Annotated in this window: 30 protein-coding genes; 27 read left to right on the top strand and 3 right to left on the bottom strand. The window is 44.4% G+C overall.

Features of this window, described 5'->3' with window-relative positions; all coding sequences use genetic code 11:
• Positions 1-31: 31 nt before the first annotated feature.
• Positions 32-952, bottom strand: a complete 921-nt coding sequence (locus tag FS666_RS00225) for an aldo/keto reductase (RefSeq protein WP_144460302.1) — start codon at positions 950-952, stop codon at positions 32-34.
• 223 nt (positions 953-1175) lie between these two features.
• Entirely contained in the window at positions 1176-1310 is a 135-nt protein-coding gene (mciZ, locus tag FS666_RS00220; RefSeq protein ID WP_144460314.1) for a Z-ring formation inhibitor MciZ, read from the bottom strand.
• A gap of 70 nt (positions 1311-1380) precedes the next feature.
• Here mciZ and FS666_RS00215 point away from each other — a divergent pair, with 70 nt between their 5' ends.
• The 16 genes from FS666_RS00215 (at position 1381) to FS666_RS00140 (ending at position 15167) form a co-directional block, all read left to right on the top strand.
• Positions 1381-1938 carry an NUDIX domain-containing protein gene (locus FS666_RS00215; protein WP_144460304.1) on the top strand — a complete coding sequence of 186 codons (558 nt, stop codon included), beginning with the start codon at positions 1381-1383 and terminating at the stop codon, positions 1936-1938.
• Positions 1931-3091 (top strand): endonuclease Q family protein, encoded by a 1161-nt coding sequence (locus FS666_RS00210; protein ID WP_144460306.1) that lies wholly within the window; start codon positions 1931-1933, stop codon positions 3089-3091. Before FS666_RS00215 ends, FS666_RS00210 begins: the two co-directional genes overlap by 8 nt.
• Positions 3092-3190: 99 nt before the next feature.
• Positions 3191-3838: a stage II sporulation protein M gene (gene spoIIM, locus FS666_RS00205; RefSeq protein ID WP_144460308.1), complete on the top strand. Its 648-nt coding sequence runs from the start codon at positions 3191-3193 to the stop codon at positions 3836-3838.
• A 105-nt stretch (positions 3839-3943) separates the two neighbouring features.
• Positions 3944-4426 (top strand): ferric iron uptake transcriptional regulator, encoded by a 483-nt coding sequence (gene fur / locus FS666_RS00200; protein ID WP_120068213.1) that lies wholly within the window; start codon positions 3944-3946, stop codon positions 4424-4426.
• A gap of 161 nt (positions 4427-4587) precedes the next feature.
• Positions 4588-4818, top strand: coding sequence for a YqzK family protein (locus FS666_RS00195; RefSeq protein ID WP_120068954.1), 231 nt, complete (start codon positions 4588-4590; stop codon positions 4816-4818).
• A gap of 8 nt (positions 4819-4826) precedes the next feature.
• Positions 4827-5720, top strand: coding sequence for a site-specific tyrosine recombinase XerD (gene xerD, locus FS666_RS00190; RefSeq protein ID WP_120068210.1), 894 nt, complete (start codon positions 4827-4829; stop codon positions 5718-5720).
• 91 nt (positions 5721-5811) lie between these two features.
• On the top strand, positions 5812-7005 hold the full coding sequence (gene deoB / locus FS666_RS00185) for a phosphopentomutase (protein WP_144460316.1): 1194 nt from the start codon (positions 5812-5814) through the stop codon (positions 7003-7005).
• Positions 7006-7346: 341 nt separating this feature from the next.
• Entirely contained in the window at positions 7347-8510 is a 1164-nt protein-coding gene (locus FS666_RS00180; RefSeq protein ID WP_144460310.1) for a D-alanyl-D-alanine carboxypeptidase family protein, read from the top strand.
• 109 nt (positions 8511-8619) lie between these two features.
• Positions 8620-8970: an anti-sigma F factor antagonist gene (spoIIAA, locus tag FS666_RS00175; RefSeq protein WP_120068202.1), complete on the top strand. Its 351-nt coding sequence runs from the start codon at positions 8620-8622 to the stop codon at positions 8968-8970.
• Positions 8971-8972: 2 nt separating this feature from the next.
• On the top strand, positions 8973-9413 hold the full coding sequence (gene spoIIAB / locus FS666_RS00170; protein ID WP_120068199.1) for an anti-sigma F factor: 441 nt from the start codon (positions 8973-8975) through the stop codon (positions 9411-9413).
• Positions 9414-9425: 12 nt separating this feature from the next.
• Positions 9426-10187, top strand: coding sequence for an RNA polymerase sporulation sigma factor SigF (gene sigF, locus FS666_RS00165; protein WP_120068196.1), 762 nt, complete (start codon positions 9426-9428; stop codon positions 10185-10187).
• A 369-nt stretch (positions 10188-10556) separates the two neighbouring features.
• Positions 10557-11177, top strand: coding sequence for a stage V sporulation protein AA (locus FS666_RS00160; protein ID WP_120068193.1), 621 nt, complete (start codon positions 10557-10559; stop codon positions 11175-11177).
• Complete coding sequence (locus FS666_RS00155) at positions 11164-11589, top strand: stage V sporulation protein AB (protein ID WP_144462897.1); 426 nt, start codon at positions 11164-11166, stop codon at positions 11587-11589. Before FS666_RS00160 ends, FS666_RS00155 begins: the two co-directional genes overlap by 14 nt.
• Before the next feature lie 27 nt (positions 11590-11616).
• Entirely contained in the window at positions 11617-13104 is a 1488-nt protein-coding gene (locus tag FS666_RS00150) for a spore germination protein (protein ID WP_144462898.1), read from the top strand.
• Between the two features lie 132 nt (positions 13105-13236).
• The gene (gene lysA / locus FS666_RS00145; RefSeq protein ID WP_144462900.1) at positions 13237-14556 is read left to right on the top strand and encodes a diaminopimelate decarboxylase; all 1320 of its coding nucleotides are present in this window, start codon (positions 13237-13239) and stop codon (positions 14554-14556) included.
• A gap of 245 nt (positions 14557-14801) precedes the next feature.
• Positions 14802-15167 carry a GNAT family N-acetyltransferase gene (locus FS666_RS00140; protein ID WP_120068181.1) on the top strand — a complete coding sequence of 122 codons (366 nt, stop codon included), beginning with the start codon at positions 14802-14804 and terminating at the stop codon, positions 15165-15167.
• A gap of 20 nt (positions 15168-15187) precedes the next feature.
• Here FS666_RS00140 and FS666_RS00135 read toward each other — a convergent pair whose 3' ends face one another.
• Positions 15188-15688 carry a DUF309 domain-containing protein gene (locus FS666_RS00135; protein WP_186306470.1) on the bottom strand — a complete coding sequence of 167 codons (501 nt, stop codon included), beginning with the start codon at positions 15686-15688 and terminating at the stop codon, positions 15188-15190.
• Positions 15689-15840: 152 nt separating this feature from the next.
• Between FS666_RS00135 and FS666_RS00130 the strand changes: the two genes are divergently transcribed.
• The 11 genes from FS666_RS00130 (at position 15841) to FS666_RS00080 (ending at position 26657) form a co-directional block, all read left to right on the top strand.
• Positions 15841-16599 carry a segregation/condensation protein A gene (locus FS666_RS00130; protein WP_144462904.1) on the top strand — a complete coding sequence of 253 codons (759 nt, stop codon included), beginning with the start codon at positions 15841-15843 and terminating at the stop codon, positions 16597-16599.
• A complete protein-coding gene (gene scpB / locus FS666_RS00125; protein ID WP_120068174.1) occupies positions 16586-17170 on the top strand; it encodes an SMC-Scp complex subunit ScpB in 585 nt (194 codons plus the stop codon). The genes FS666_RS00130 and scpB overlap by 14 nt, the downstream gene beginning before the upstream one ends.
• A gap of 269 nt (positions 17171-17439) precedes the next feature.
• Entirely contained in the window at positions 17440-18573 is a 1134-nt protein-coding gene (locus FS666_RS00120; RefSeq protein WP_120068170.1) for a D-alanyl-D-alanine carboxypeptidase family protein, read from the top strand.
• Positions 18570-19163, top strand: coding sequence for a nucleoside recognition domain-containing protein (locus FS666_RS00115; protein WP_120068167.1), 594 nt, complete (start codon positions 18570-18572; stop codon positions 19161-19163). Before FS666_RS00120 ends, FS666_RS00115 begins: the two co-directional genes overlap by 4 nt.
• Positions 19164-19165: 2 nt before the next feature.
• On the top strand, positions 19166-19699 hold the full coding sequence (locus FS666_RS00110; protein ID WP_120068164.1) for a spore maturation protein: 534 nt from the start codon (positions 19166-19168) through the stop codon (positions 19697-19699).
• A 128-nt stretch (positions 19700-19827) separates the two neighbouring features.
• A complete protein-coding gene (locus FS666_RS00105; protein ID WP_120068161.1) occupies positions 19828-20553 on the top strand; it encodes a pseudouridine synthase in 726 nt (241 codons plus the stop codon).
• Between the two features lie 120 nt (positions 20554-20673).
• On the top strand, positions 20674-21219 hold the full coding sequence (gene resA, locus FS666_RS00100; RefSeq protein ID WP_120068158.1) for a thiol-disulfide oxidoreductase ResA: 546 nt from the start codon (positions 20674-20676) through the stop codon (positions 21217-21219).
• Positions 21220-21225: 6 nt separating this feature from the next.
• Positions 21226-22869, top strand: coding sequence for a cytochrome c biogenesis protein ResB (resB, locus tag FS666_RS00095; protein WP_120068155.1), 1644 nt, complete (start codon positions 21226-21228; stop codon positions 22867-22869).
• Positions 22866-24059, top strand: a complete 1194-nt coding sequence (gene ccsB, locus FS666_RS00090) for a c-type cytochrome biogenesis protein CcsB (protein WP_120068152.1) — start codon at positions 22866-22868, stop codon at positions 24057-24059. Before resB ends, ccsB begins: the two co-directional genes overlap by 4 nt.
• A gap of 106 nt (positions 24060-24165) precedes the next feature.
• Positions 24166-24882, top strand: coding sequence for a response regulator transcription factor (locus tag FS666_RS00085; RefSeq protein WP_120068149.1), 717 nt, complete (start codon positions 24166-24168; stop codon positions 24880-24882).
• Positions 24879-26657 carry an ATP-binding protein gene (locus tag FS666_RS00080; RefSeq protein WP_144462906.1) on the top strand — a complete coding sequence of 593 codons (1779 nt, stop codon included), beginning with the start codon at positions 24879-24881 and terminating at the stop codon, positions 26655-26657. The genes FS666_RS00085 and FS666_RS00080 overlap by 4 nt, the downstream gene beginning before the upstream one ends.
• The last annotated feature ends 130 nt before the right edge of the window (positions 26658-26787 follow it).

Here is a 26787-nt window from a genome sequence, read left to right as displayed (position 1 = left end):
AAAAAGTTAAAAGTTTGACGAACAATTATTTTCAACGATGGGCTGTATATCGGCTTTCCTTGGCGGCCAGTTGTAAAAATGCCAATTCTTCTTTTGATAAGGCAGGAGAATTGACCGCCCGTGCATTGTCTTTTACTTGCTCAACTGTACTTGCGCCTGCCACAACAGCCGCAACTGCCTGATTTGCCAAATTGAACTGAAGCGCCAATTCATTCAGGGTCCTGGCATGTAAAAGTTTGGCTTGAATGCTCTCTATCAGTTCCTTAATCTCATTTGAAGAGTAATCCAGATATTCCGTGCCTTCCCATTGATCTTCTTTCATTCCCAGCATCTTATCGCTTAATAAGCCTTTTGCCACAGATCCTCTTGTGACAACGCTTATTCCACTTTCCGAAAGCATCGGCATAATTTCTTCCGGACGCCGGTCCAGAAGGCTGTATTGCATCATAACGCTAACAATGGAAGAACGGGCTGCGTATTCCCGGATGACATTTGGCCTGATGGAGGATATTCCGTAATGGCGAATCAGGCCTTCGGACTTCAATTCTTCAAAAGCTTCGATGGTGTCATCGATCGGGTCATCAATGGTCCCGCCGTGCAGCTGGTATAGGTCGATATAATCTGTGCCAAGCCGCTTGAGACTCTTTTTCACCGCTTCTTTTATATATTTTTTAGAAGGATCCCAGCTCCATCCGTCTTTCTTTTCTGTCCAGCGGTTCCCGACCTTTGTGGCAATGACCACTTGGTCCCGTAACGGCCCGAGGGATTTTCCCACTATTTCTTCATTTACGCCGAAATCGTATAAATCGGCGGTATCAAAATAGTTGACGCCTTCATCCAGTGCCGTTTTTATGATTTTTTCGGCCTTGGCGGAATCTGTTCCAAGTGACATGCAGCCAAGCCCCATTTCTGATACAAATAAGTCTGATTTCCCAAGCCTGCGTTTTTCCATTCATATCCCGCCTTTCTCAAAAGCTAAAGAAAGTATAAAATTTTACCGAATTTTCTCTTCAAACAAGATTAACGTAATGTCCAGCTTCAGGCGCCATCCGAGGTCATAAGCCAATCGCTGATGAAGGCAAACTACGCCTTCTTCAGCGCTCGTCTAGCTTTGCGCCGATAGACGGGCGCCTTGCGCTTTTCTTAATTGTCTATTTTATCTAAAGACGGCTCCATTATTCAATTATTGTGCAGGACTCCAGCCAATCTTTTACCAGCTTATGCTGTTTTGCATATTTTCGAAGCAGAGCTTGGATTTCCCATGCTTTTCCAGACAAAATAATTCGGTCTTCACCAATATTCACTCTCATCATGATCCCTCCCTGATGTATGGTAAAATGTATGATTACCAGCTAATGAAATAGAACGAAGGAGCTGAACATGGTGAAGAAGTTTGAGGAAAAAACAGTAAGCACGGAAACAATTTTTGAAGGGAAAATCATCAGCGTACAAGTGGATGAAGTGGAACTTCCAAACGGGAAGCTGTCAAAACGTGAAATTGTCCGCCATCCCGGCGCTGTTGCCCTGATTGCATTGACGGATGAAAATAAAATCGTCATGGTGGAACAATATAGAAAACCACTGGAAAGATCATTGCTTGAAATTCCTGCCGGGAAATTGGAGCCGGGGGAAAAACCGGCGGCTACAGCGGAAAGGGAGCTCGAGGAGGAAACCGGTTATCGTGCCGGTAAAATGGAATATATCTCCTCTTTTTATACGTCTCCCGGTTTTGCCGATGAAATCATTCACCTCTATTTGGCGACCGGGCTGGAAAAGGTGGAAAATCCGGCGGATGGCGATGAAGATGAATTTGTTGAACTGTTTGAACTTACGCTTGAAGAAGCGCTTGAGTGTATGAGAAATGAACGGATCTATGATGCCAAAACCTTGTTTGCCGTTCAATATTTACAGTTGATGGAGAAGATATGGTATGAATGAGTATTTTGTAGACCTGCATATTCATATAGGCAGGACTTTTACGGGAAAGCCCGTAAAAATCACCGCAGCTAAAACCCTGACACTGACCAATATCCTGCAAACAGCCAAGTTTCCCAAAGGGCTGGACATTGTTGGAGTCATCGATTGCCATTCTCCGGAAGTGATTGCAGAAATGGAACAGCTCCGTGAAAAGGGCCGTTTAATTGAAATGGAAGAAGGAGGTTTCCGGTTTGAGAATGAAGTGACATTGATTCCCGGCACTGAAATGGAAGTCCTTGATGAGAACTGCAATGGTCCGATTCATCTGCTGGCCTATTTCCCAGGCTTCAAACAGCTGAAGGAATTTTCCCGCTGGCTGTCACCGCGTGTTACGAACCTGCAGCTCAGTACACAGCGGGTATATGAAAAAGCTGTCAATATTCAAGAGAAAGTAAAGTCATTGGAGGGCCTGTTCATCCCCGCCCATGTTTTCACTCCGTTCAAAAGCCTGTACGGAAAGGGAGTAAAGCAATCGTTGAAAGAGGTTCTGGATCCGGAGTTAATAGACGGCGTGGAACTTGGTCTAAGCTCCAATACGATGATGGCTGACCGGATCGGGGAGCTGCACGGATTTACTTTTGTTTCTAACTCCGATGCGCATTCATTGCCCAAGATGGCCAGGGAATATCAAAAAATGACTCTTGAAGCACCAACTTTCAGCGCAGTCAAAAAAGCATTGCATGGTATGGATGGGAATTCAATTGACGAAAATTACGGCCTTAATCCATTTCTCGGTAAATACTACCGGACGGCATGTGCCAAGTGTTTCACATTGAAGCAGGGAGACACATGTGCAAATTGTGGTTCGAAAAAGTTTACAAAAGGGGTTTCGGAGAGGATTGCAGAGTTGGCTGACGAACGTACCACTCCCCCTGAAAGGCCGCCTTATATCCATCAAGTGCCGCTTGACTTTTTACCCGGGCTGGGAGCCAAAACAAAGGAAAAGCTTTACAGCCATTTTGGATCGGAAATGAATATACTGCATCGAGTGTCCGAAGGCGAATTGAAAAAGGTGGTGAAAGGCGGGCTGGCGGATTTGATTGTGAAAGCCAGATCAGGAGAATTGCAGCTGGAAGAAGGTGGAGGAGGGCGCTACGGTAAAGTTGCGAAATGATAGATTAGGCTGACGGATGAAATGATAGAGAGAAACGAGTCATATGCATTGTTTTTTCCTCATAAGATGTATCAATCGCAGGACAGGAGGAAGCAGCATATGCGGAAAAAACTTTATACCAATTATATTACACGGCACATTCAAACCTATTCTCCCATCTATTCATTCATCATGGTACTGTTTGTCATGGGCATCATTTTCGGAGCAGTCATTGTCAATAGTCTATCAATTGCACAGAAGGAAGATCTTTTTCATTACTTGAATCATTTTTTTGGACAAGTGGCGGATGGAAAAACCGGGCAGGCTGAAGATCTTTTAAAACTCAGCTTCTTCCATAATGTGAAATTCACCGGATTGATGTGGGTGCTTGGGATTTCAATCATCGGGTTTCCTTTGATTTTGATTCTGCTATTTTTAAAAGGGGTCGTTGTCGGGTTCTCTGTCGGATTTCTTGTGAATCAGATGGGCTGGAACGGCCTGCTCCTTGCTTTTGTGACCTTGCTGCCCCAAAATCTGCTGTTTATCCCTGTATATATTTTTATCGCTGTCATATCGACGGCATTCTCAATTAAGCTCATGAGAAAAATTTTTATAAGGCAGGGTTTCTCATTTCATTTTGTTCCGGAATTTGCACGTTATTTCTTGTCTTTTATAGCAGCTATGGCCGTGATCACGCTTGCAGCGAGCATTGAGGCATTCATTGCACCGGCACTGATGAAATCCATCATCGCTTCAATCGCTAAATGATAGTTATTTTCGACTGTAAACCTCCCATTTTTATAATAATTTTAATTTGATTATTGTTCACTGTCTGTTATAATAAAATGGATAGTGGCGAGGGAGGATCGTCTGATGGAAAGTCGCATTAATCGGATTAAGAAACAATTGCATTCCGCAAGCTATAAGCTTACTCCCCAGCGTGAAGCCACGGTTAGGGTGTTGCTTGAAAATGAGGACGACCATTTGAGTGCGGAAGATGTCTATTTGCTGGTCAAGGACAAATCTCCGGACATCGGCCTTGCAACAGTATATAGGACCCTTGAGCTTTTGACTGAATTGAAAGTGGTCGACAAAATTAATTTTGGAGACGGGGTTTCCAGGTATGATCTGCGGCAGGAAGGTGCCGATCATTTCCATCACCACCTTATTTGCATTGAGTGCGGAACGGTTGATGAGATACAGGAAGATCTTCTCGGAGATGTTGAAAAAATAGTTGAACATGATTTTAATTTTAAAATTAAAGATCACAGGCTGACATTTCACGGTATTTGTTGGCGCTGTCAGGATAAAGCGGAGAACGAACGGAAAGAGCCGCCAGCCGGCAAAAAAAAATGAAACTAAGCGTCCATCCTTTGTATCGAAGGGATGGGCGTTTTCTGTAGAAGTTATCCTCGAACATCAATAATATTCCCCGATACGTATAAACGCGGACATTTATTGCATATCATGTATTACTGGTACAAGCAGTCCGAATACTTAAAAAGGGTTTGATGAAGATGAGGAACGCGGCTAGGATGATATTCCAGGTGGTCAGGGTATTTCTGCTTTTTGCGGCATGTACGATCATGTTCTACTATGGTATTATATGGGTTAGCCAGGAATATGAAAATTACCGGAGATACGACGAGCCCGAGGGAACGGCTGTCAAGGTGATACAGCAGCATAGGAGTGATGAGGAGAGTGATTGGCTCTCCCGCCTGTTGTTTTTTTATTCGAATGGGGAGTAGGTAAGTATATGAAAGACCGCCTGCAGGATTTTATTCATTTTATGATTGTGGAAAAAGGGTTGTCCCAAAACACGGTGAAGGCTTATGAACGTGACTTGGTGAATTATCTTGCCTATATCCAAAACATATTGAAAATCGACAGTTTTGAGGACATTGCCCGCATGCATATTATACAATTTTTGGGACAGCTGAAAGCTGAAGGCAAATCCAGCAGGACGCTTGCCCGGCATATCGCTTCCATACGTTCGTTTCACCAGTTCCTTTTACGTGAAAAGGCTGCCGGGCATGATCCCACGATACATATTGAAACACCGCAGCAGGAAAAAAATCTGCCGAAAGTCCTTTCCGTATCTGATGTTCAATCCCTGCTTGAAGCCCCGGACCTTTCCACTCTTTTTGGAATCCGCGACAAAGCGATGCTTGAGCTTTTATATGGGACAGGTACACGGATCAGTGAGCTTCTGGATTTGAACCTGGATGACATTCACTTGGCCATCGGCTTTGTCAGGTGCAGGGGAAAAGGAAACAAAGAACGGATCATTCCAATCGGAACGGAGGCAGCAAACGCGATCGAGCACTATTTAAGAGACGCCAGGCCAAAGCTGCGGAAAGAGAAAAATAGAACCGATGCGCTATTTTTAAATCATCATGGCAAACGGCTGACAAGACAGGGTTTTTGGAAAAACTTGAAAAAGCTTGCTGCCAAGGCCAATATTGAAAAGGAATTGACGCCGCATACGTTAAGGCATTCATTCGCAACCCACCTCCTTGAAAATGGGGCGGATTTGCGGGCTGTTCAGGAAATGCTGGGCCATGCCGACATTTCAACAACACAGATATATACACACGTTTCCAAAACAAGACTGAAAGAGGTATACAAACAGTATCATCCTCGCGCTTAAAACCGCTTAACTCAAAAGCGGTTTTTTTAAACTGTGTAAACGGGTATGATACCATTAGAAAATATTCAGCTTTTGATTCGGAGGGATAATGGTGGAAAGTTCTCAATATAAACGGATTCACCTGATTGTACTGGATTCTGTAGGAATTGGCGAAGCGCCGGATGCGAAGGATTTCGATGATATCGGGGCAGATACACTGGGCCATATCGCGGAGAAAATAAACGGACTTGCCATGCCGAATATGGGCAGGCTCGGTTTGTCCAACATTAGGGAAATAAAAGGGATAGAGAAGGTTGAAAAGCCTCTTGCATTTTATACAAAAATGCAGGAGGCATCAAGGGGGAAAGATACGATGACTGGCCACTGGGAAATCATGGGGCTCATTACAAGCCACCCGTTTAAAGTGTTCCCGGACGGATTTCCCGAATTGCTCATCACACGCCTCGAAAAGGCTTCAGGAAGGACGGTCATTGGAAATATACCTGCGAGCGGGACGGAAATCATTGAACGCCTTGGTCCCGAACATATGAAAACAGGTGCGTTGATTGTGTATACGTCTGCAGACTCTGTATTGCAGATTGCCGCCCATGAAGAAGTCATTCCGCTTGCTGAGCTGTATGAAATTTGTAAAAAGGCGAGAGAAATTACACTTGCCGAGGAATATAAGGTCGGCCGGGTGATTGCGCGCCCGTTTATCGGATCGCCCGGGAATTTCCAGCGCACGGCCAATCGCCATGATTATGCTTTGAAGCCGTTTGGACGGACAGTGATGAATGAGCTGTCATCCAATGGCTTTGATGTGATAGCCATTGGGAAAATTCACGATATCTATGATGGCGAAGGAATTACGGAATCAATCAGGACCAAGTCCAATATGGACGGCATGGACAAGCTCGTTCAGGTAATGGAAAAAGATTTCACGGGTATCAGCTTTATCAATCTCGTCGATTTTGATGCCAAATTTGGCCATAGGCGGGACCCGGAGGGGTATGGGGCTGCATTGGAACAGTTCGATAAACGGCTACCTGAGGTTTTCGAAAGAATGCAGGATGATGATTTATTGATCATTACGGCGGATCATGGCAATGACCCTACACACCATGGGACAGACCATACAAGGGAATACGTGCCTCTGCTTGTATATTCCAAACGTTTTGATGGCGGCAGGGAGCTGCCGGTCAGAAAAACATTTGCCGATGTAGGGGCAACAATAGCACATAATTTTGGCATAGGCTGGAAAGGTGCGGGAGATAGCTTCCTTTCCGAATTGACAATTGAAAAATGATTGAAAGAAAAGCGTAAGCGCCCGTTTAGCGACGTACAAACTGGAGCCCTCCGCAATGAGATAAAGGAAACACGGCGAGGCACGAGCCGATGTTGACTTATCGTAGTGGAGGAGGGCGAAGTTTGCTAGTCGCTGGGTGCTGAAGCTGGACAAAGCAACTGATATTTCAAAAAAGTATTCATAAAAACTTTTATACTCCCTCTTTATACTAGGCCTTGCGGTTTTATGACCGCAGGGCTTTTTTTTGTAAAAAACAAAAGTATAAAAAAACCTTTCCGGGAGACAATGGTGATAGTTGGTAAACATTACCGTTTTTTATCATAACAAATGGAGGGGTTAGGATGAAAAGGTTAGCCGGTATATTTTTTTCTTTCTTGCTCATATTCTCAATGGCAATACAGCCGGTATTGGCGGAGGAGAAGCAAAAAGAGCTGTCGGACGATTCTCGGTCGGCGATTTTAATAGAAAGGGATACAGGAAAGGTTCTGTATGAGAAGAACAGCCATGAAAAACTGCCGCCGGCTTCGATGACAAAGGTGATGACGATGCTGCTCATCATGGAAGCACTCGACAGCGGACAGCTTAGCATGGATGAAAAAGTGCGGGCGAGTGAGTACGCCGCTTCGATGGGCGGTTCCCAGATTTTTCTTGAGCCTGGCGAAGAGATGACGGTAAAAGAAATGCTGCTTGGAATTGCAATCGCTTCAGCCAATGATGCTTCCGTTGCCTTGGCGGAAAAAGTGTCGGGAAGTGAAGAGGCTTTTGTTGCTAGAATGAACGAACGTGCAAAGGAATTGGGCTTGAAAAATACCAAATTCCAAAATACGACAGGCTTGACTGTAAAGGACCACTACAGCACCGCCCATGATATGGCGATCATGGCGAAGGAACTTTTGAAGCATGAGGAAATCACCGATTTTACAAAGCTTTATGAATCCTACTTGAGAGAAGATTCAGACAAGAAGTTCTGGCTTGTCAATACAAACAAACTTGTCAAATTTTATCCTGGAGTCGACGGCTTAAAAACAGGCTTTACAAGTGAAGCGAAGTACTGCCTCACAGCCACGGCGAAAAAAGATGGCATGCGGGTCATTGCGGTTGTCTTTGGTGCGCCTACTTCGAAAAGCAGGAATGCCCAGATAACCAAAATGCTTGACTATGCATTCTCCCAATATGCCACTCACTCCCTTTATAAAAAAGGCGAGAATCTTGGAAAAGTGAAGGTGAGCAAAGGGAATATCAAAGAGATCAACGCACAGACCGGCGAACCGGTTTCCCTCTTGACAAAAAAAGGTGAGAAAGCGAAGGATTTTTCCACTGAGCTGAAACTGAAAAAAAACTTGAAAGCCCCAATTAAAAAGGGTGAAATCATCGGAAAGATCATTATTAAGAAGGATGGAAAGAAACTGGCCGAGTCCGACTTGGTCGCGGAAAAAGGTGTTAAGAAAGCTTCGTGGTGGCAGCTGTATAAAAGGTCCTTCGGACTTTTTACACAGTCAAAATGATGAAAATTCTATAATATTAGCGAATAGGTTCTAGTTTTGTCATGAAGAAGGATTCGGGTGCATGGAGGTAGAATTGACTCACTATACGACACATAAGGAGGCCTTGCATGTGGGATTGAAGATTGACATGGAAGTGAAGCAAGACGTTCTATGCATCCGGCTTTCCGGCGAACTGGACCACCATACGGCGGAACATCTGCGGGATGAGATCACAGAGGCAATGAAAGCTCACAATATTTTGCACATCGTCCTGAACCTGGAAAAGCTATCTTTTATGGACAGTTCCGGGCTGGGGGTAATCCTCGGAAGATATAAGCAAATTAAATTGAAGAAGGGAGAAATGGTCGTCTGTTCCATTTCTCCGCCAGTAAAACGATTATTTGAAATGTCGGGTTTATTCAAAATCGTCCGCTTGGAGTCTTCTGAAAAATTTGCGCTTGAAAGATTGGGGGTTGCCTAATAATGAGAAACGAGATGCAAATTCAGTTCAGTGCGCTCAGCCAAAATGAATCCTTTGCCCGCGTGACAGTCGCCGCATTCATTGCCCAGCTGGACCCAACTATGGATGAGCTGACAGAAATCAAGACAGTGGTGTCTGAGGCTGTTACAAACGCAATCATACACGGTTACGAACAGAACCCGGCAGGAATTGTCTATATTTCAGCTGTCATAGAAGACGGAAAAGTTGACCTGGTCATAAAAGACACAGGGGTCGGCATCGCGGACATTGATGAAGCGAGGCAGCCGTTATTTACAACAAAACCGGAAATGGAACGGTCCGGAATGGGTTTTACAATTATGGAAAATTTCACCGACCACTTGGAAATACAATCCCACCCTGGGACAGGCACAACCATTCGTCTAATCAAGTATTTGACGAAAAATAAAGCGTTGTGCAATTAAGGAGCCGCGCCTATGGATGTGGAACTTAAAAAAAACTCAAACACATCATATCTGAAAGATGACGAGGTAAAGGAATATATCAAGAGAAGCCAGAACGGGGACCAAGAAGCCCGGGATATCCTTGTTGAAAAAAACATGAGGCTTGTCTGGTCGGTCGTTCAGCGCTTTCTAAACAGGGGCTATGAACCCGATGACTTATTCCAGATCGGAAGCATCGGTTTATTGAAATCCGTTGATAAGTTTGACCTGTCATATGATGTCAAATTTTCAACCTATGCCGTTCCGATGATTATCGGGGAAATTCAGCGGTTCATCCGCGATGACGGCACGGTAAAGGTAAGCCGCTCATTAAAAGAACTGAGCAATAAAATCCGAAGGTCAAAGGATGAGCTTGCGAAGAAACATGGGAGAGTGCCCACTGTTTCAGAAATCGCAGAGCATCTTGATGTGTCTTTGGAAGATGTGATCATGGCCCAGGACGCAGGGCGCACTCCGGCGTCCATCCATGAGACAGTCTATGAAAATGACGGTGATCCCATTACGTTGATGGATCAGCTGTCAGATCAGGATGAACATAAATGGTTTGATAAAATTGCCCTCGAAGAAGCGATACGCGGGCTTGATGAGCGGGAACGGCTCATTGTCTACCTGAGGTATTATAAAGACCAGACACAGTCTGAGGTCGCAAAACGCCTGGAAATCTCACAAGTACAGGTGTCAAGGCTTGAAAAGAAAATACTTGAACAGATGAAAGAGCGTATGGATACCACTTAGCCGGGTCCATACGCTTTTTTATATGTTTAGCGTATAAAATGCTCAGGTTGTGAGTAACTTATTTGTCACTTAGTGCTACGTCCGGCTCCGACGGACAGGAAGTCCTAGCGCCGGCGCCACAGGACGTGGCGCTTTAAGGCGGCCAGCGCCTATCGACTAGCAGACTTCACGCTTCTTCCTACGATAAGTCAACATCGCTCCGCTCCGCTGCGCGTGTTTCCTTTATCTCGTCAGAAGCGCTCCAGTCTGTACGTCGATAAACAGGCGCTTGCGCCTTTGTTCATGAATACACCTTCTAAATAAATGAATGGTTGAATTGGAATGTAGCATAATAAAAAACAGACAAACAGCAATGCGGGATGTGGAATGATGGAGAAGACAGTATACATTCAAATGAAGCATCGCCTGACAATTCAAAAGGGCGCCAGCGTGAAGCTGGGAGATATGGCGCAGATCATTGTCCCGGAGGGGATGAATAACCTCTATGAAATGGTGGTGCTTTCGAATACTTCCGAAGTTGAGAAAAAATTTATTGTCCTCGATGTTATGAATGTCATCAATAAAATAAAGAGCCGGTATCCCGACTCGGATATCCAGGTCATCGGGCCGTCGGAAACAATCTTTGAAATAACGGAAAAGAGGAAGACAGCTCCTTTCCTTTTGTTTGTTCTCGTTTGGCTGCTGCTTTTCGTCGGCTCCGGACTGGCTATTATGAACTTCCATGAGGAAACAAGCATGCAGGCGATGCATCAAAAAATTTACTGGATGATGACAGGGAAGATGAATACCACTCCATATATTGTCCAGATTCCTTATTCACTTGGGCTTGGGTTAGGCATGATTCTGTTCTTTAACCATCTATTCAAGAAAAGGATCAATGAGGAGCCCAGTCCATTGGAAATAGAGATGTTCAATTATCAGCAGGACCTTGATCAATATGTTGTCCTAAATAAGCATAAAGAAAGCACGAAATACAGTGACGACTATTAAAGCTGTTGCATCCATATTTGCGGGCCTGTCAGGGGGCATTGCCGTTGGAATAGGATTTGTCGCATTTTTAACCGTGCTTGGCGTTATTCCACGGCTCACACAGCTTACAAAAACTGGAAAGTATATCCGTTTCTATGAATGGTCGGTCGTTATCAGCGTTGTTGCGGCCAGTTTTGCGGATTTAAATAACTTATCATTCCCGGTAGGCGCATGTTTTTTGATTCCCATCGGACTTGCCAGCGGCATTTTTATCGGCATGCTTGCGGCGGCTCTTACCGAAGTGCTGAATGTATTGCCGATTCTATCGAAGAGGATCGGGATGGAAGGATTGATTATCAGTCTTCTGATGGCCCTTGTCATCGGAAAGGTGGCAGGTTCTTTATTTCAATGGTTGGTTTTTGTGAATTATTGAAGCTGCCTGTGGAAAGGAGCTCCCTGAATGGAAAAAAAAGCAGGAAAAAATTTCAAAAAAATTCCCCATGAACTGGACAGGTTGGAGCAATACTTCAAAGAAAGGGTAGGGCTTGGGACAAGCTTTGATATCGGCCAGAGAAAACTGGTTATATTGAAAACCAATGTGCAATTGTATTACGTAAACGGTCTTTGCGAGTCGTTATATATCATTCAATTAGTTAAAGAGCTTGTCAATTTGAATGAACATGAACGGCCGTCCAAAAATGTTTTTGAAATTATCCGGAACAGGCTTATCCACGAATCGGTTGAAGTTGTAAAGACTATTGATGAGATGGCTGACCAGGTATTGTCCGGGCTGTTGGCAATCGTTGTGGAGGGCGAGGAGTGCGCTCTGATTATCGATGTACGCAACTATCCCGGAAGACAGCCGGAGGAACCAGATACCGAGAAAGTTGTCAGGGGGTCGCGGGATGGCTATGTGGAGAACATTGTTCTCAACACCGCGTTGACAAGAAGAAGGATAAGGGATGAGAATTTAAGATTTGAAATATTTAAAGTAGGCGAACGATCAAAAACGGATATTGCGATCGGCTATATCGATGGTGTGGCAAACCCGGAGTTGGTTGAAACGATAAGGAAGGAAATTTCCAGCATCGATATCGACGGAATCTCCATGGCGGATAAGACGGTAGAAGAGTATTTAATGAAGCAGGGATATAATCCATACCCCCTTGTCCGGTATACGGAAAGGGCAGATGTTGGAGCCATCCACCTTTTGGAAGGCCACGTACTGATCTTCATTGACACTTCCCCCAGCGTGATGATCACGCCGGCTACTTTTTTCCACCATGTCCAGCACGCTGAAGAATACCGCCAGTCTTCCGCTGTGGGGACATTTGTGAGATGGACAAGGTTTCTTGGAATTTGGGCTTCCATATTTTTATTGCCGCTATGGTTTCTATTCGTATTGGAACCTTCCCTTCTTCCTGAAAAGCTTGCTTATATAGGACCGAATAAAGAATCTGACGTTCCTTTGATCATTCAATTGCTGATTGCCGATCTGGGAATAGAATTTTTAAGAATTGCAGCCATCCATACCCCCACCCCGTTATCGACGGCGATGGGTTTGATTGCAGCCGTTTTGATTGGACAGATTGCTGTGGATGTCGGACTGTTCCATTCCGAAGTGATCCTGTATGTTTCGATTGCGGCGATTGGAACGTTTTCTACTCCCAGCTACGAATTGAGTGTTGCGAATAAAATCTTCCGAATGATTTTGTTGATTGCCGTTGCCCTGTTTAAAGTGCCGGGATTCATCGTAGGGTGCACAGTTTATATGTTGTATCTGATATCGTTGCGACCGCTAAACGCGCCATACATGTGGCCGTTTATCCCATTCAATCCGATAGCCTTTATCCAGGTGCTCATTCGGAGGCCGGTTCCGGGAAGCAAGCTTCGGCCGAGCATCGTCCATCCCCGCAACAGATTCCGGCAGCCGGAGAACAAGCCGTGACACCCCGTTGCTAAAAGACATAAAATATGATAAAGTAGTGCTTACTTATTTTTTGATTTTTGTTTATTTGGTGAAGCAATCGGTGACATCCGGTTGCTTTATTATTATAGATATCCGTTTGGAGGGAAAGAGATGTACTTACATGGAACCGCATCAATCAATGATGAAGGCCATCTTGAAATTGGCGGATGCGACACAGTGGAATTGGTTGAAAAATATGGCACCCCTTTATACGTTTACGATGTAGAATTGATCAGGACTCGTGCGCGTTCTTTTAAAAAGATGTTTGAAAAGCATGGGGTCGATGCGCAGGTCGCCTACGCAAGCAAAGCATTCTCGTCCATTGCGATGCTTCAGCTTGCCGATGAAGAGGGCCTTTCCCTGGATGTGGTCTCCGGCGGGGAACTGTATACGGCTATTGCTGCCAAATTCCCTGTAGAAAAAATCCATTTTCATGGAAACAACAAAAGTGAAGAAGAACTGGAAATGGCGTTGGATCACAATATCGGCTGCATTGTTGTCGATAATTTCCATGAACTTCATATGCTCCATCATCTGTGCCAGGAAAGAAAGCAAAACGTTCATATATTGCTTCGTGTGACCCCTGGAATTGAGGCCCATACTCATGATTATATCCTCACGGGGCAGGAAGATTCGAAATTTGGATTTGATCTTGAAAACGGCCAGGCCGAGACTGCACTTGCTGTCTGCTTGGACAGTGAGTATCTGAATTTGCTGGGGATCCATTGTCACATCGGATCACAAATCTTTGAAACTTCCGGATTTAAGCTTGCTGCAAGAAAAGTTTTGGAAAAATTAAGCCTATGGAATGACGAATATGGTTTTATCTCCCGGGTTCTAAACCTTGGAGGCGGATTTGGCATCCGTTATACAGAAGAGGATACACCCCTTTCTCCTGAACAGTATGTCGAAGAAATGATATTTGAAGTGAGAAAAGAAACAGAGCGTTTGTCGCTGCCGATGCCTGAAATTTGGATTGAGCCCGGCAGGTCGCTAGTAGGAGAGGCGGGCACAACCCTATATTCGATCGGTTCCAGGAAAGATGTCCCGAATGTAAGAAAGTATGTGGCGGTTGACGGCGGTATGACCGACAATATCAGGCCGGCTTTATACGACGCCAAATACGAAGCGGTACTTGCAAACAGGCCGCTTGACAAGCATGATGAAGTAGTATCGATCGCTGGCAAATGCTGTGAAACAGGCGACATGCTTATATGGGACCTGCCGCTCCCCGAACCGGGAACAAATGATATTTTAGCTGTTTTCTGTACCGGAGCATATGGCTACTCCATGGCGAACAATTATAATCGTATTCCCAGGCCCCCGGTTGTATTCGTGGAGAATGGAAAAAGCCGCGTTGTGATTAAAAGGGAATCATATGAGGATCTCGTCCGGCTGGATGTCCCGCTTAGTGAAAAGTCAACCATTTAAGGTTTCAAAACGGACAAACATTTGCGTTAAACGGCGAATACCGGTAAAATGGTCGGTGTTGGATTAAATGTTATAATATTTAAAACTGATCATCATTATTGGCGGGAGTGTTTGTTTTTGCGCAAAAACAACATTATTTTGTTTATTGTCCTTTTTGCCCTGGCGTTCGTATGGGGATTGATTTATTGGCTTTTTATTGTGCCAAATAAATAAAATACTATTCGAAAAGTGATGAGGGGTAAATGATGTTAATTCGCTATAAAAAAGCCTTTGAAAAAATTGCAATGGGCCTTCTTTCGTTCATGCCGAATGAAAAAGACCTGAAGAAGCTGCAGCAAACGATGAAACAATATGAAGAAGGCGAAAATTGGCAGCTTTACCTGTGGAAAGCAGAAGATGATATCATTGGACTGGTTGGTGCCATTATTGAAGAGGATACAATCAGGATCCAGCATATCTGTGTCACTCCTTCTCACCGGCATGAAGGAATAGGGCAGAGTATGGTAAAAGCATTAAAACAGCTCCATGCGGACAAAAAGCTGTGTCCAAACGAAGATACATCGGCATTTTTTGAAAAATGCTGTTTGAATGAAGAAAACCCGGACGAATAATTCTCCGGGTTTTACTATTGTTATTTAAAGGCTTTTTCAAGGCGGTTTTTTGTCAACGGACCTTTCCTGGCAATATGCTTATGGATGATGTATTCATTGAGATCATCCTTGCCGCCCCATTCAAATCCGAGGGATCGTACACGTTCCTTGCAAACGGCCAATAATTCGGAATCCTGTATGGGAAGGCTGATGGGCTGATAGGGCGCACCCAGCTGCATATCCCGGCAACTCCTGATCAGGATCGACAGCAGGTGCTCGTGGCTGATTCCTAAAGAATGAACCTCGGCCCTTTTTTTATTTAAAATTTCAATGGCTTTTTCCATCATCTTGACGGCACCTTTTTTGTTTCCCCGGCGGTAATGGTAGAAACTTACGGCGACTTGGATCAAGCCGACCCATACAGAGTTTTTTTCCATTCCGATCTTCTTCCAATGCTCTTCGATAACTTCATGACACTCAAAAAAATCCCTGTCCCCATGAAAATGGGAGAGAAATTCAATATATGATAAAGGAAAAATCAACAGTGGTGCTCCTTCCGATTCAATAGCTTCATAACTCAGTGTAACATATACAAGGGCAGCTTATCTAAAAAATAGTGACCACACCAAGAGGAAAGTATTGTATGATGATAAGGTAGAAATATCAATGTTTATGTCGAAATTGGTGATATTTTATGTCTTACCAAATTAAAACAGAAGTGTTCGAAGGCCCATTGGATCTCCTGCTGCATTTGATCAAACGGATGGAAATTGATATATATGATATTCCAATGGCGGAGATCACGGATCAGTATCTTTTATATATACATACGATGGCTGAGTTTGAGCTTGATCATGCAAGCGAATATCTTGTCATGTCGGCCACACTGCTGTCAATAAAAAGTAAAATGCTCCTTCCACAAAATGAAGAGGCTCAGGAAGAGGAGCTGCCTAATGAAGATGAAGATCCGCGGACGGAATTGGTCGAACAGCTGATCGAATATAAAAGATTCAAAGAAGCTGCGTTGCTTTTCCAGCAAAAGGAAAGTGCGAGAAGCGAGATTTTCACAAAGCCTCCCAGCGACCTTTCCCAGTTTGCTGGTGAACTTCCCAAGGCCCAGGCATCTACAGTGACGGTTTACGATATGATTGGCGCGTATCATAAACTTTTAAGGAGAAAAAGAATTAAACAGCCATTGACCGCCAAAGTGGCCAGGCCCAAAATAACGATTCAACAACGGATGGATGAATTAATGGCTGCACTTGAAAAAAGTGAAGCAATGCTCAGTTTTTCCGCCTTTTTCCATATCCCTGATAAGGAGTTCATCATTATTACTTTTCTGGCCATGCTGGAATTGATGAAATCCAATGCCATTATTGTATCGCAAAATCATAATTTCGATGAAATTTATTTATCAGCAAGAGAGGAGCCATTAATACTTGAAAGCAGTTAATTTAAAAGCAGCACTGGAAAGTCTGCTCTTTGCTGCGGGGGATGAAGGGTTGACTCCAAAGCAGATTGGAACAGCACTTGATATATCTGAGACAGAAGCGGACAGATTAATTGAAGATCTACGTGATGAATATGAATCGGATGAAAATAGGGGCCTTACGATCGCCAATCTTGCCGGTACGTGCCAGCTTGTGACCAAAAGAAAATTTTCTTTTGTCCTGCAAAAACTTGTGGAGAACACCCAAACAGATTCCATTTCCCAGGCGGCATTAGAGACTTTGGCAATTATTGCTTACAAGCAGCCAATTACAAGGGTGGAAATTGAGGAAATCCGCGGGGTGAAGACGGAACGTCCGCTCCGGACTCTTTTGGCGAAAGGCTTAATCAGGGAAGCGGGAAGACGGGAAGGAATAGGCAGGGCCATTTTATACGCCACCACCCGGGAGTTTCTCGACTATTTCGGATTGAGGGATATAAAAGAACTGCCGCCATTGCCAGAGCCGGCCAAGCAAAAGCCGGAGCTTGCAGAAGCGGGCCCTCTCTATGATTTAAGAGCTGGTACAAGCGAATAAATTTATTAAATGGCTCCCGAAGGGCTATTTTTTTACAAGTAAAAAAAGTATAACTTGCTTAGAAAAAATTTTATTCAAAAGAAGCTATTCTTTGTCCAGCTCCAGCGCCTAGCCCCGCAAGGATCAAGCCGCTTCCCTGTGGTGGCTGAAGAACTGCCTCCTCGGGAATCGTCTTGTTTGCCCACGCTGATCGAGGCGCTTCCGTTTTTTTTATCATATCGACCCGTTCGATGCATAGACTTGTACAAACGTACGAGAGGGGCGGGAGGATGTCGTCTTTGAAAGGTTTTTTGGTCATTATCATCATAAGTGCAATATTGCTTTCCGCCTTTTCGCAAAAAGAAGATCCGGATTTGCCAGTGAGCGCCTCCAGTGCTGTTTTGATGGAGCAGAAGACAGGCAGGGTCCTCTTTGAAAAAAACCCGCACGAAGTCCGTAGAATTGCCTCGATTACAAAAATAATGACAGCCATACTCGCCATTGAATCCGGAAAAATGGACGATACCGTGAAGGTCAGCCGCTCAGCGGCTTATGCGGAAGGCTCATCCATCTATCTCGTCCCGGGAGAAAAAATTAAATTAAGGGATCTGGTTTACGGGTTGATGCTTCGCTCCGGCAACGATGCAGCAAATGCCATTGCGGAGCATGTGGGGGGCAGCATGGAGGGGTTTGTCTTCATGATGAATCAAAAAGCGAGAGAAATCGGCATGACGAATACCGTTTTTTCCAATCCTTCTGGATTGGACGGTCGTGAAAAGCATTATTCAACGGCTTATGATATGGCCCTTCTCATGCGCTATGCGATGCATGACGAAACATTCCGCACCATATCCGGTACAAAAGTATATTCCTTTGAACGCGAAGACCGTTCGCAGCATTGGAAAAATAAGAACAGGCTGCTGACCGAAAAATACAAATATGCCACCGGCGGGAAAACCGGATATACGAAAAGGGCCGGCAGGACGCTTGTCACAACAGCCTCGAAAAAGGACAAGGATATGATTGCAGTCACACTGAATGCCTCTGATGACTGGAATGACCATATATTCATGTATGAGTACGGTTTTGGCCATTTTAAAATGATGAAAATTTTGCCTGAAGGCCCATTGAAGGATGTGCAGCCGTTTAAAGGAAAAAGGACGTTATTTATAGAGGATCCGGTGTATTATCCCTTGATGAAAGAAGAATACCAGGATGTACGCGTTCGTTACAGGCTGCTTTCCCCCAAGGACATGAGAAAAACGAAAGATGGCGAGGTGGGCAGGGCTGTCATTTATTTACAGGATCAAGCTGTCCGCAAAATACCGGTTTATATAACAGAGGAAGAAAAGCAGGAAAAAGTGTCGTGGAAGAAAAAACTGAAGGCCCTGTTTTTTGGGCGGACAGGGGTCATATTGCCATGATCAATATTATTTGGGTTGCAATGACAGTGATCGGGCTCATCTTTGCTGCAGCAAACGGGAAGATGAAAGAAGTGAATGAAGCGATTTTCGCTTCAGCCAACGAGGCGGTAACGCTTTGTATCGGATTGATCAGCGTGCTCGTTTTTTGGCTTGGTATGATGCGGATTGCGCAGGATGCCGGTTTGCTTCAAAAACTATCCAATTTATTCAAGCCTATTATATTGAAACTTTTTCCGGATGTTCCGGGCGATCATCCGGCGGTCGGCTATATTTTGTCCAATATCATTGCCAATATGTTTGGCCTTGGGAATGCTGCCACTCCGCTTGGAATTAAGGCGATGGAACAGTTGAAGGCATTGAATGGCGGCAAGTCTACAGCAAGCAGGTCGATGATTACTTTCCTTGCATTGAATACTTCCGGGCTGACTTTAATACCGACAACCGTGATCGCCATCAGGATGAACTACAATTCCTCCGGTCCGACAGACATTGTAGGGCCTACATTGGTTGCGACCATTTGCGCCACTGCCGGTGCTATCATCTTCGACAGATATTTTTACTATCGCCGGGCCAAAAAGGGAGATAAATGACAATGCAAATGATCTCTGTTATTTCGCTATGGATTGTTCCGGTCATCATAGCCTATATTTTGCTTTACGGAACATGGAAGAAAGTTCCAACTTATGAGTCTTTTGTTGAAGGGGGTAAAGAGGGCATCAAGATCGCTGTTTCCATCATTCCTTTTTTGGTTGGAATGCTCGTTGCCATCACCGTATTCAGGGCTTCAGGCGCAATGGATTTTTTCATAGGACTCGCAAAGCCCATCCTGAATCAAATCGGCGTGCCTGCAGAAGTTGTGCCGCTTGCCCTTATAAGGCCGATTTCCGGAACAGCTGCTTTGGGGTTGATGAGTGATATCATATCGGTACACGGACCGGACTCTCTGATCGGACGGATGGCTTCCACTATACAGGGAAGCACCGATACAACGTTCTATGTTTTGACGGTCTATTTTGGGGCAGTGGGAATCAAAAAAATGGGAGATGCCATCAAAGTCGGCCTGCTTGCGGACTTCATAGGCATATCGGCAGCAATCCTCATTGTAACCATTATGTTCGGCTTATAAGTCGGGCGTTTTTTTTTGCTTAAAAAATCTGTATTCCTAAAAAAATTTTGTCCAAAAGCTAAGATTCTTTGATTTTCCATTCTTGTGTGCAATAATTCATACAGAAAACGCATCCTTGAGGTGAGAGAATGGAAAGATTGCAAAAGGTCATCGCTCAGGCTGGAGTAGCCTCGCGCCGAAATGCCGAGAAACTGATCGCTGACGGAAAAGTGAAAGTGAATGGCCAGGTTGTGACCGAGTTGGGTACGAAAGTGGCCGTAACGGATAAAATAGAGGTGAATGGCGTTCCGCTTGTAGAAGAAGAGAAAAAATACTTTTTATTTTATAAGCCGCGGGGGGTTATCAGTGCTGTAAAAGATGATAAAAACCGAAAAGTTGTCACAGACTATTTTGCACAAATTCCCGAAAGAGTGTATCCTGTCGGACGTCTTGACTATGATACGTCCGGACTCCTGTTATTGTCCAATGACGGCGAATTTACTCATCTGTTGACGCATCCGCGGCATGAAATCAAGAAAACCTATGTTGCCAAGGTAAAAGGGATCCCTGAACGTGAAGCACTAAAAAAATTGGAAAGAGGAATTCTCCTTGAAGACGGCAAAACGGCCCCGGCAAAGGTGAAGCTTCAAACTGTGGACAAAAGAAAGAACAGTGCCATCGTGGAGCTTACCATCCATGAGGGAAGAAACAGGCAGGTCCGGAGAATGTTGGAAGCGATAGGACATCCTGTTTTAAAGCTTAAACGGGAACAGCTTGCTTTTCTCAATCTTCATGGTTTAAATGCAGGAGAATACAGGGAATTGACTCCCCATGAGGTAAAAAAGTTGAAAGTTCTTGCCCAAACAGGGCAATGATGGTGATAGGACTTTTAGTCAGTTTTCACATAACCTTCATATGAAAATCCTGAACCGAACTTTTATAGTGATATAATGTATGTCGAATATCTGTGCTCCAAGGAGGTTTGTTTCATTCAAATGGCTGCAAAAAAGAAGCGGCGTCTGGTCATCAGAACTGTCATTTTAACAGTAATGACCGCTGCTGTCATTTATACTTTATATGCAAACTTTACGAAGGAATCAAGATCAAAAGTTTCAGCAGGTGACAGGGCCCCGGATTTTGTTCTGGAAGATCTTAATGGGGATAAGCATCAATTGTCCAGCTATAAGGGCAAAGGCGTATTTCTGAACTTTTGGGGTACATGGTGCAAGCCGTGTGAACGGGAAATGCCTTATATGAACAACCAATATAAGGAATTCAAAGATCAGGGTGTTGAAATATTGGCAGTAAATGTCGGGGAACCTGAATTTTTAATTAATAAGTTTGTGGAGAAACACGGTTTGGATTTTCCGATTTTAAAAGATAAAAACAAAGATATCATGAACATGTACGGTGTCTTCAACTTGCCTGCCACCCTCTTGGTAAATCCGCAAGGGGAGGTTATAAAAGTCGAGGAAGGCGAATTGACAGAGCAAAAGATCAGGGAAATGATGGAGAGTATTAAACCTGCTAAGGGGAGCTAGTTATATATGAATGAAGTGAAATGTGTCTGCGGCCACGTAAATCCGCATGGAACCATCTTGTGTGAATCTTGCGGCCGTGCCCTCACTGAGGAGGCAAAGCGTGAAAATCTCCATGACATGCGTTATGAGGGGAGCGCACGCCGGTCACAAACATATAACAGGACATTTATCGACAAAACCTGGAACTTTTTTTCCTCGGTTAAAGTAGGGATTTGGCTGATCGTCATCACACTCATTGCTTCGGCGTTCGGAACCATTTTCCCCCAGGTGATGTACATACCGCCAAATGCCGATCCGGCACAATATTATGCTGATGAGTACGGCGTTTTCGGCCAAATATATTATTGGCTTGGCTTTCATGATTTATACAGTTCCTGGTGGTACCTGCTGCTGATCGCTTCCATTGGAGTTTCACTCGTCATTTGCAGTCTGGACAGGGTGATTCCTCTTTACAGGGCATTGAAAAACCAGCGGGTGGATCGGCATGAAGGCTTTTTGAAAAGGCAGCGTCTTTTTAACCGCAAGGAAATAAATATTTCGGATGGGGATATTGAAAAATTCAAAAAAGGCCTTAAGGATAAAAAATATAATATCCGGGAAAAAGACGGAAGCATCCTTGCCGAAAAAGGAAGGTTCTCAAGGTGGGGTCCCTACGTTAACCATATCGGGCTGATCATATTCCTGATTGGCGGAATGCTGCGGTTTGTACCCGGAATGTATGTGGACGAAGTGCTTTGGCTCCGTGATGGGGAAACGAAAACAATCCCCGGGACCAACAACGAATATGTTTTGGAAAACAAAAAATTCACTGTTGAATTTTACGATAAGGAAAAAGATAAGGAAGTCTACAATTCAGCACTGGAGAAAGCCGGCCCGGTCGTGAAAGAATTTCAATCCGACGTAGTCCTTTACAAACGTGATCCCGAACAGACCCTTGGATCCGAAAGTGATCTTGTCGAGAAGAAAAAGGCGAAAATACGTGTAAATGAGCCGCTGAAATTCGATCATTTTGCCGTTTATCAGACGAGCTACAGGGAAGATGAATTTCAATCAATGACGTTTACCCTTATGAACAAGAAGCAGGAAAAGGGTTACGGAGAAGTGACGATCGATCTGTTTGATCCAAAGGACAGCTACGATTTGGGGAATGGATATAAGGTAGAACTGATCGGCTATTATCCGGATTTCTCGGGCTTTGCCGAGAATGGGGAGCCCCAGACAAAATCACCAAATCCAAACAACCCTGCCTTTGTATTTAACATGATTTCTCCGGAACACCCTGAGGGGGAAGTCAGCTTTACAGCCATCAGGCAGACGGTGGAACCGCTGGGGGAAACCGATTATAAAATGGCTTTCAAGGGCATTGATACAAGAAATGCAACTGCACTCACTGTCAGAAAAGACATGACCCTGTGGATTTTGGGTGTCGGTGGCGCCATCTTTATGATAGGTGTCATTCAAGGCTCGTTCTGGATGCACCGGAGGATCTGGCTTCAGCGCAAAGACGGCGAAATTTTAATTGCCGGACATACGAATAAAAACTGGCATGGTTTGAAAAAAGATATATCTGATCTTATTAAAGATACTTCTATACCAGATGTCATAGACCAGACGGGAGAAAATAAAGGAAAAGAAAGTGGGAATACATGATGACAGGACTCGTCCAAATAAGCAGCAATTTGCTATATGCTTCACTTATTTTATATCTTGTTGCAACCTTCCTTTTCAGCGGAGCGATTCGCGATAAAAGGGGGAGGGAAAAGCAGACGGGTGTTAACCGCTGGGGAGTGCTCGCAATCTTTGCAACAATGATCGGCTTCATATCCCAGATTGGTTATTTCATTACAAGGTGGATTGCAGCCGGACATGCACCTGTCAGTAACCTTTTCGAATTTACAACTTTTTTCGGGATGATGATTGTTGCTGCGTTCATTCTCCTATTCTTTATTTATAAGCTGAATGTGCTTGGGTTGTTTGCATTGCCGACCGCTTTTCTTTTAATCGCTTATGGGAGCATGTTTCCCAGGGAAGTCACACCGCTTATTCCCGCATTGAAAAGTGACTGGCTGCATATTCATGTCACAACAGCGGCAGCAGGCCAGGCTATTCTGTCTATCAGCTTTGTGGCCGGCATTATTTATCTGCTAAAATCTGTTGACCCTACAGTAAAGGATAAAAGATCTTTTTGGCTTGAAGTGATCATGTACTGTGTTGTCGCGACTATCGCTTTTATCATTATTTCAACATCGTTCAGTTTAGCCCATTATAATGCAGATTTCGCCTGGGTGGATAAAAATGGCCGGCCGGCTGAAGCAAATTATCAGATGCCCGCCCTTGTGGGCCCGCATGAAGGCGAGCTGCTGACCAAGGACCGGATGAACCCGCTTGTAACCATGCCGGCTATCGTTAACGCAAAGAAATTGAACACCGTTATATGGACAGTAATTGCCGGCACAATACTTTACCTGCTGATTCGCCTTGTCACCAGGAAACGGGTAAGCCTGCTGTTAAAGCCGCTCGTCAAAAATGTCAACCTTGATCTTGTCGACGAGATCGGGTACAGGTCTGTCTTGATTGGCTTCCCGGTATTTACGCTTGGCGGTCTCATTTTTGCCATGATTTGGGCACAGATTGCCTGGACGAGGTTCTGGGGATGGGATCCTAAGGAAGTATGGGCACTGATCACATTCCTCTTCTATGCCGCATTTCTTCATTTGCGGCTATCAAGGGGATGGCACGGGGAAAGATCTGCGTGGCTTGCAGTCGTCGGGATTGCAATCATCATTTTCAACTTGGTGTTCGTCAACTTGATCATCGCGGGCCTTCATTCCTATGCATGATTAAGTGCTGAATTTGGTGCTCAAAGCCCTCACTCTTTAGGTGTGGGCGTTTTTCTTATACAATAGTAAGTAAGTACGCTAAGATGAAGGCAAGGGGGAAAGAAAAATGGAACAAGAAGTCAAAATTTTGGTTGTAGATGATGAAGACCGCATCCGCAGATTATTAAAAATGTATCTTGAACGTGAAAACTATATAATCGATGAGGCGGCGGATGGTGAAGAGGCGCTCGAGATGGCGTTGAATAATGACTATCACTGTATTTTGCTTGATCTAATGATGCCGAAAAAAGACGGAATTGAAGTTTGCAAAGAGCTTCGCGAAGAAAAAGCGACTCCCATCATCATGCTGACTGCAAAAGGAGAAGAAGCAAACAGGGTCCAAGGCTTTGAAGTGGGGGCTGATGATTACATTGTCAAGCCGTTCAGCCCAAGAGAAGTTGTCTTGAGGGTGAAGGCGGTGCTGAGAAGATCTTCGCAGACAAGCTTTCTCCAGACTGACCCGACAGCACGCGATATTATTGTCTATCCGCATTTGTCGATCGACCATGATGCCCATAGAGTTACCGCCGACGGCAAAGAAGTGAATCTGACGCCGAAAGAATATGAGCTACTTCACTTTTTGGCCAAATCACCTGACAAGGTATTTGACCGCGAGCATTTATTAAAAGAAGTTTGGCAATATGAATTTTTTGGCGACTTGAGAACAGTGGACACTCACATAAAGAGATTGCGTGAGAAGTTGAATCGCGTCTCGGAAAAAGCAGCAGGAATGATTGTCACTGTTTGGGGAGTCGGTTATAAATTTGAGGCAGGCAATGAATGAGACTTTGGCGCAGCGTTGTCGGGAAGCTATGGATGACCATTCTGCTGCTGGTCTCCTTTGTTTTAATCATTCTTACCATTTTACTGATACAGTTTTTTGAAAAATATCATGTAGACCAAATTGAACAAAGTTTATCAGATACAGCTGAAAAAATATCGGGGATCATTGAATCTCATCGAAATGACGGACTTGGAGAGGAAATTGTCTTTGAAATCGTGGACGATCCCATGGCAGTTGCTATTGCATACGATAAAGAGCGGTTTCATTATTCTCCCGACACAAATGAAAGCAACAAGATCCCCCCGTACGTATTTTTAAACGATAAAGAATTGGGCAAGGTATTCACTGAACAGAAAGTGATCAAGAAAGAACTGTCGATGTCTGATGTTCATGACCCCGGAAGCAGGTTTAAAAACTACATCGTGGCCGGTGTACCGCTGCACCTGAACGATAACGAGACTGGCGCCATTTTCATATACCAGTCGTTGGGAGTATTGAAAGAAACAACGAAGCAGACAGCTAATCTCATATTGCTGGCTGCCGGAATAGCGATTGTTTTGACGACCTTTTTCGCTTTCTTCTTATCTACCAGGATCACCGCGCCGCTGCGTAAAATGAAAGAAGCCGCATTAGAATTGTCAAAAGGCAACTTTGATACGAGAATTCCGTTCCTGAGCCATGATGAAATCGGGGAATTGGCCATCGCTTTTAATCAAATGGGTAAACGCCTGAAATTCAATATGAACGTTTTAAGGCAGGAGAAGGAACAGCTGACCAATATTTTAAGCAGTATGGCAGATGGAGTGATGACGTTCAGCCGTGATGGCACGATTTTGATCACGAACCCGCCGGCTGAAAGATTTTTGCAGCAGTGGCCTATTGACGGCAGCGAAGCGAATGGCCCGATTCCACCTGAAATGGCGGAACTTTTGGGACAGGCGGTAGCTGATGAAAAAGAACATACGGGTGAACTGTCGGTTCAGGGACGGTACTATGTTGTGATTGTCAGCCCACTGTATACGCATGATCAAAAAAGCGTCCGCGGGGCAGTGGCTGTAATAAGGGACATGACAGAGGAACGCCAATTGGATAAACTAAGAATTGACTTTGTTGCAAATGTGTCGCATGAACTTCGCACCCCTATCGCGATGCTTCAGGGGTACAGTGAGGCAATCATAGATGATATTGCAGGATCCGAAGAGGAAAAGCAGGAAATCATTAAAATCATTTATGACGAATCACTGAGGATTGGGCGCCTCGTCAATGAACTGCTTGATTTGGCAAGAATGGAAGCGGGCCATATCACTCTGAATTTCGAAGAAGTGGATGTCGGTGCATTTGTCGATAGGATCACCTCTAAATTTCAAACAATCGCACGTGACAATAATATTGAGCTGAAAAGCCATATTGAAAAAGAAGATATCATTTTTTCGCTTGATCCGGACAAAATTGAGCAGGTGTTAACGAATCTGATAGATAATGCAATAAGATATACTCATGAAAATGGCAAAATAACAGTTACCCAGTCCGTTGTAAAAGGCGGAATCACGATATCGGTTGAAGATGATGGAACTGGGATACCAGAGGAGGATCTGCCATTTGTTTTTGAACGCTTTTACAAAGCGGACAAGGCTCGAACGAGAGGAAGGGCCGGTACGGGGCTTGGGCTGGCCATTGCCAAAAACATTGTCAATGCGCATCAAGGCCAGTTGACAGTGGCAAGCAAGCTTGGGGAAGGAACAACTTTTACCCTTTTTCTCCCAAATAGAAAATGAAGAATAATGCAGAAGATTGGCGTCTAATCTTGTTTCATGCGTAACATACCGTAAAATGGAAGGAGCTGCATTTGGTCATCAAGTGCAGCTTTTATATATAAGCCAAATGCCAAATGCGTAAAACAAAAAG

This window comes from Siminovitchia fortis, from assembly GCF_007681465.1.
GTDB classification, from domain to species: domain Bacteria; phylum Bacillota; class Bacilli; order Bacillales; family Bacillaceae_C; genus Siminovitchia; species Siminovitchia fortis.
Note: the sequence above shows the minus strand (reverse complement) of the source record. Positions and strands in the feature narration are given on the sequence as shown.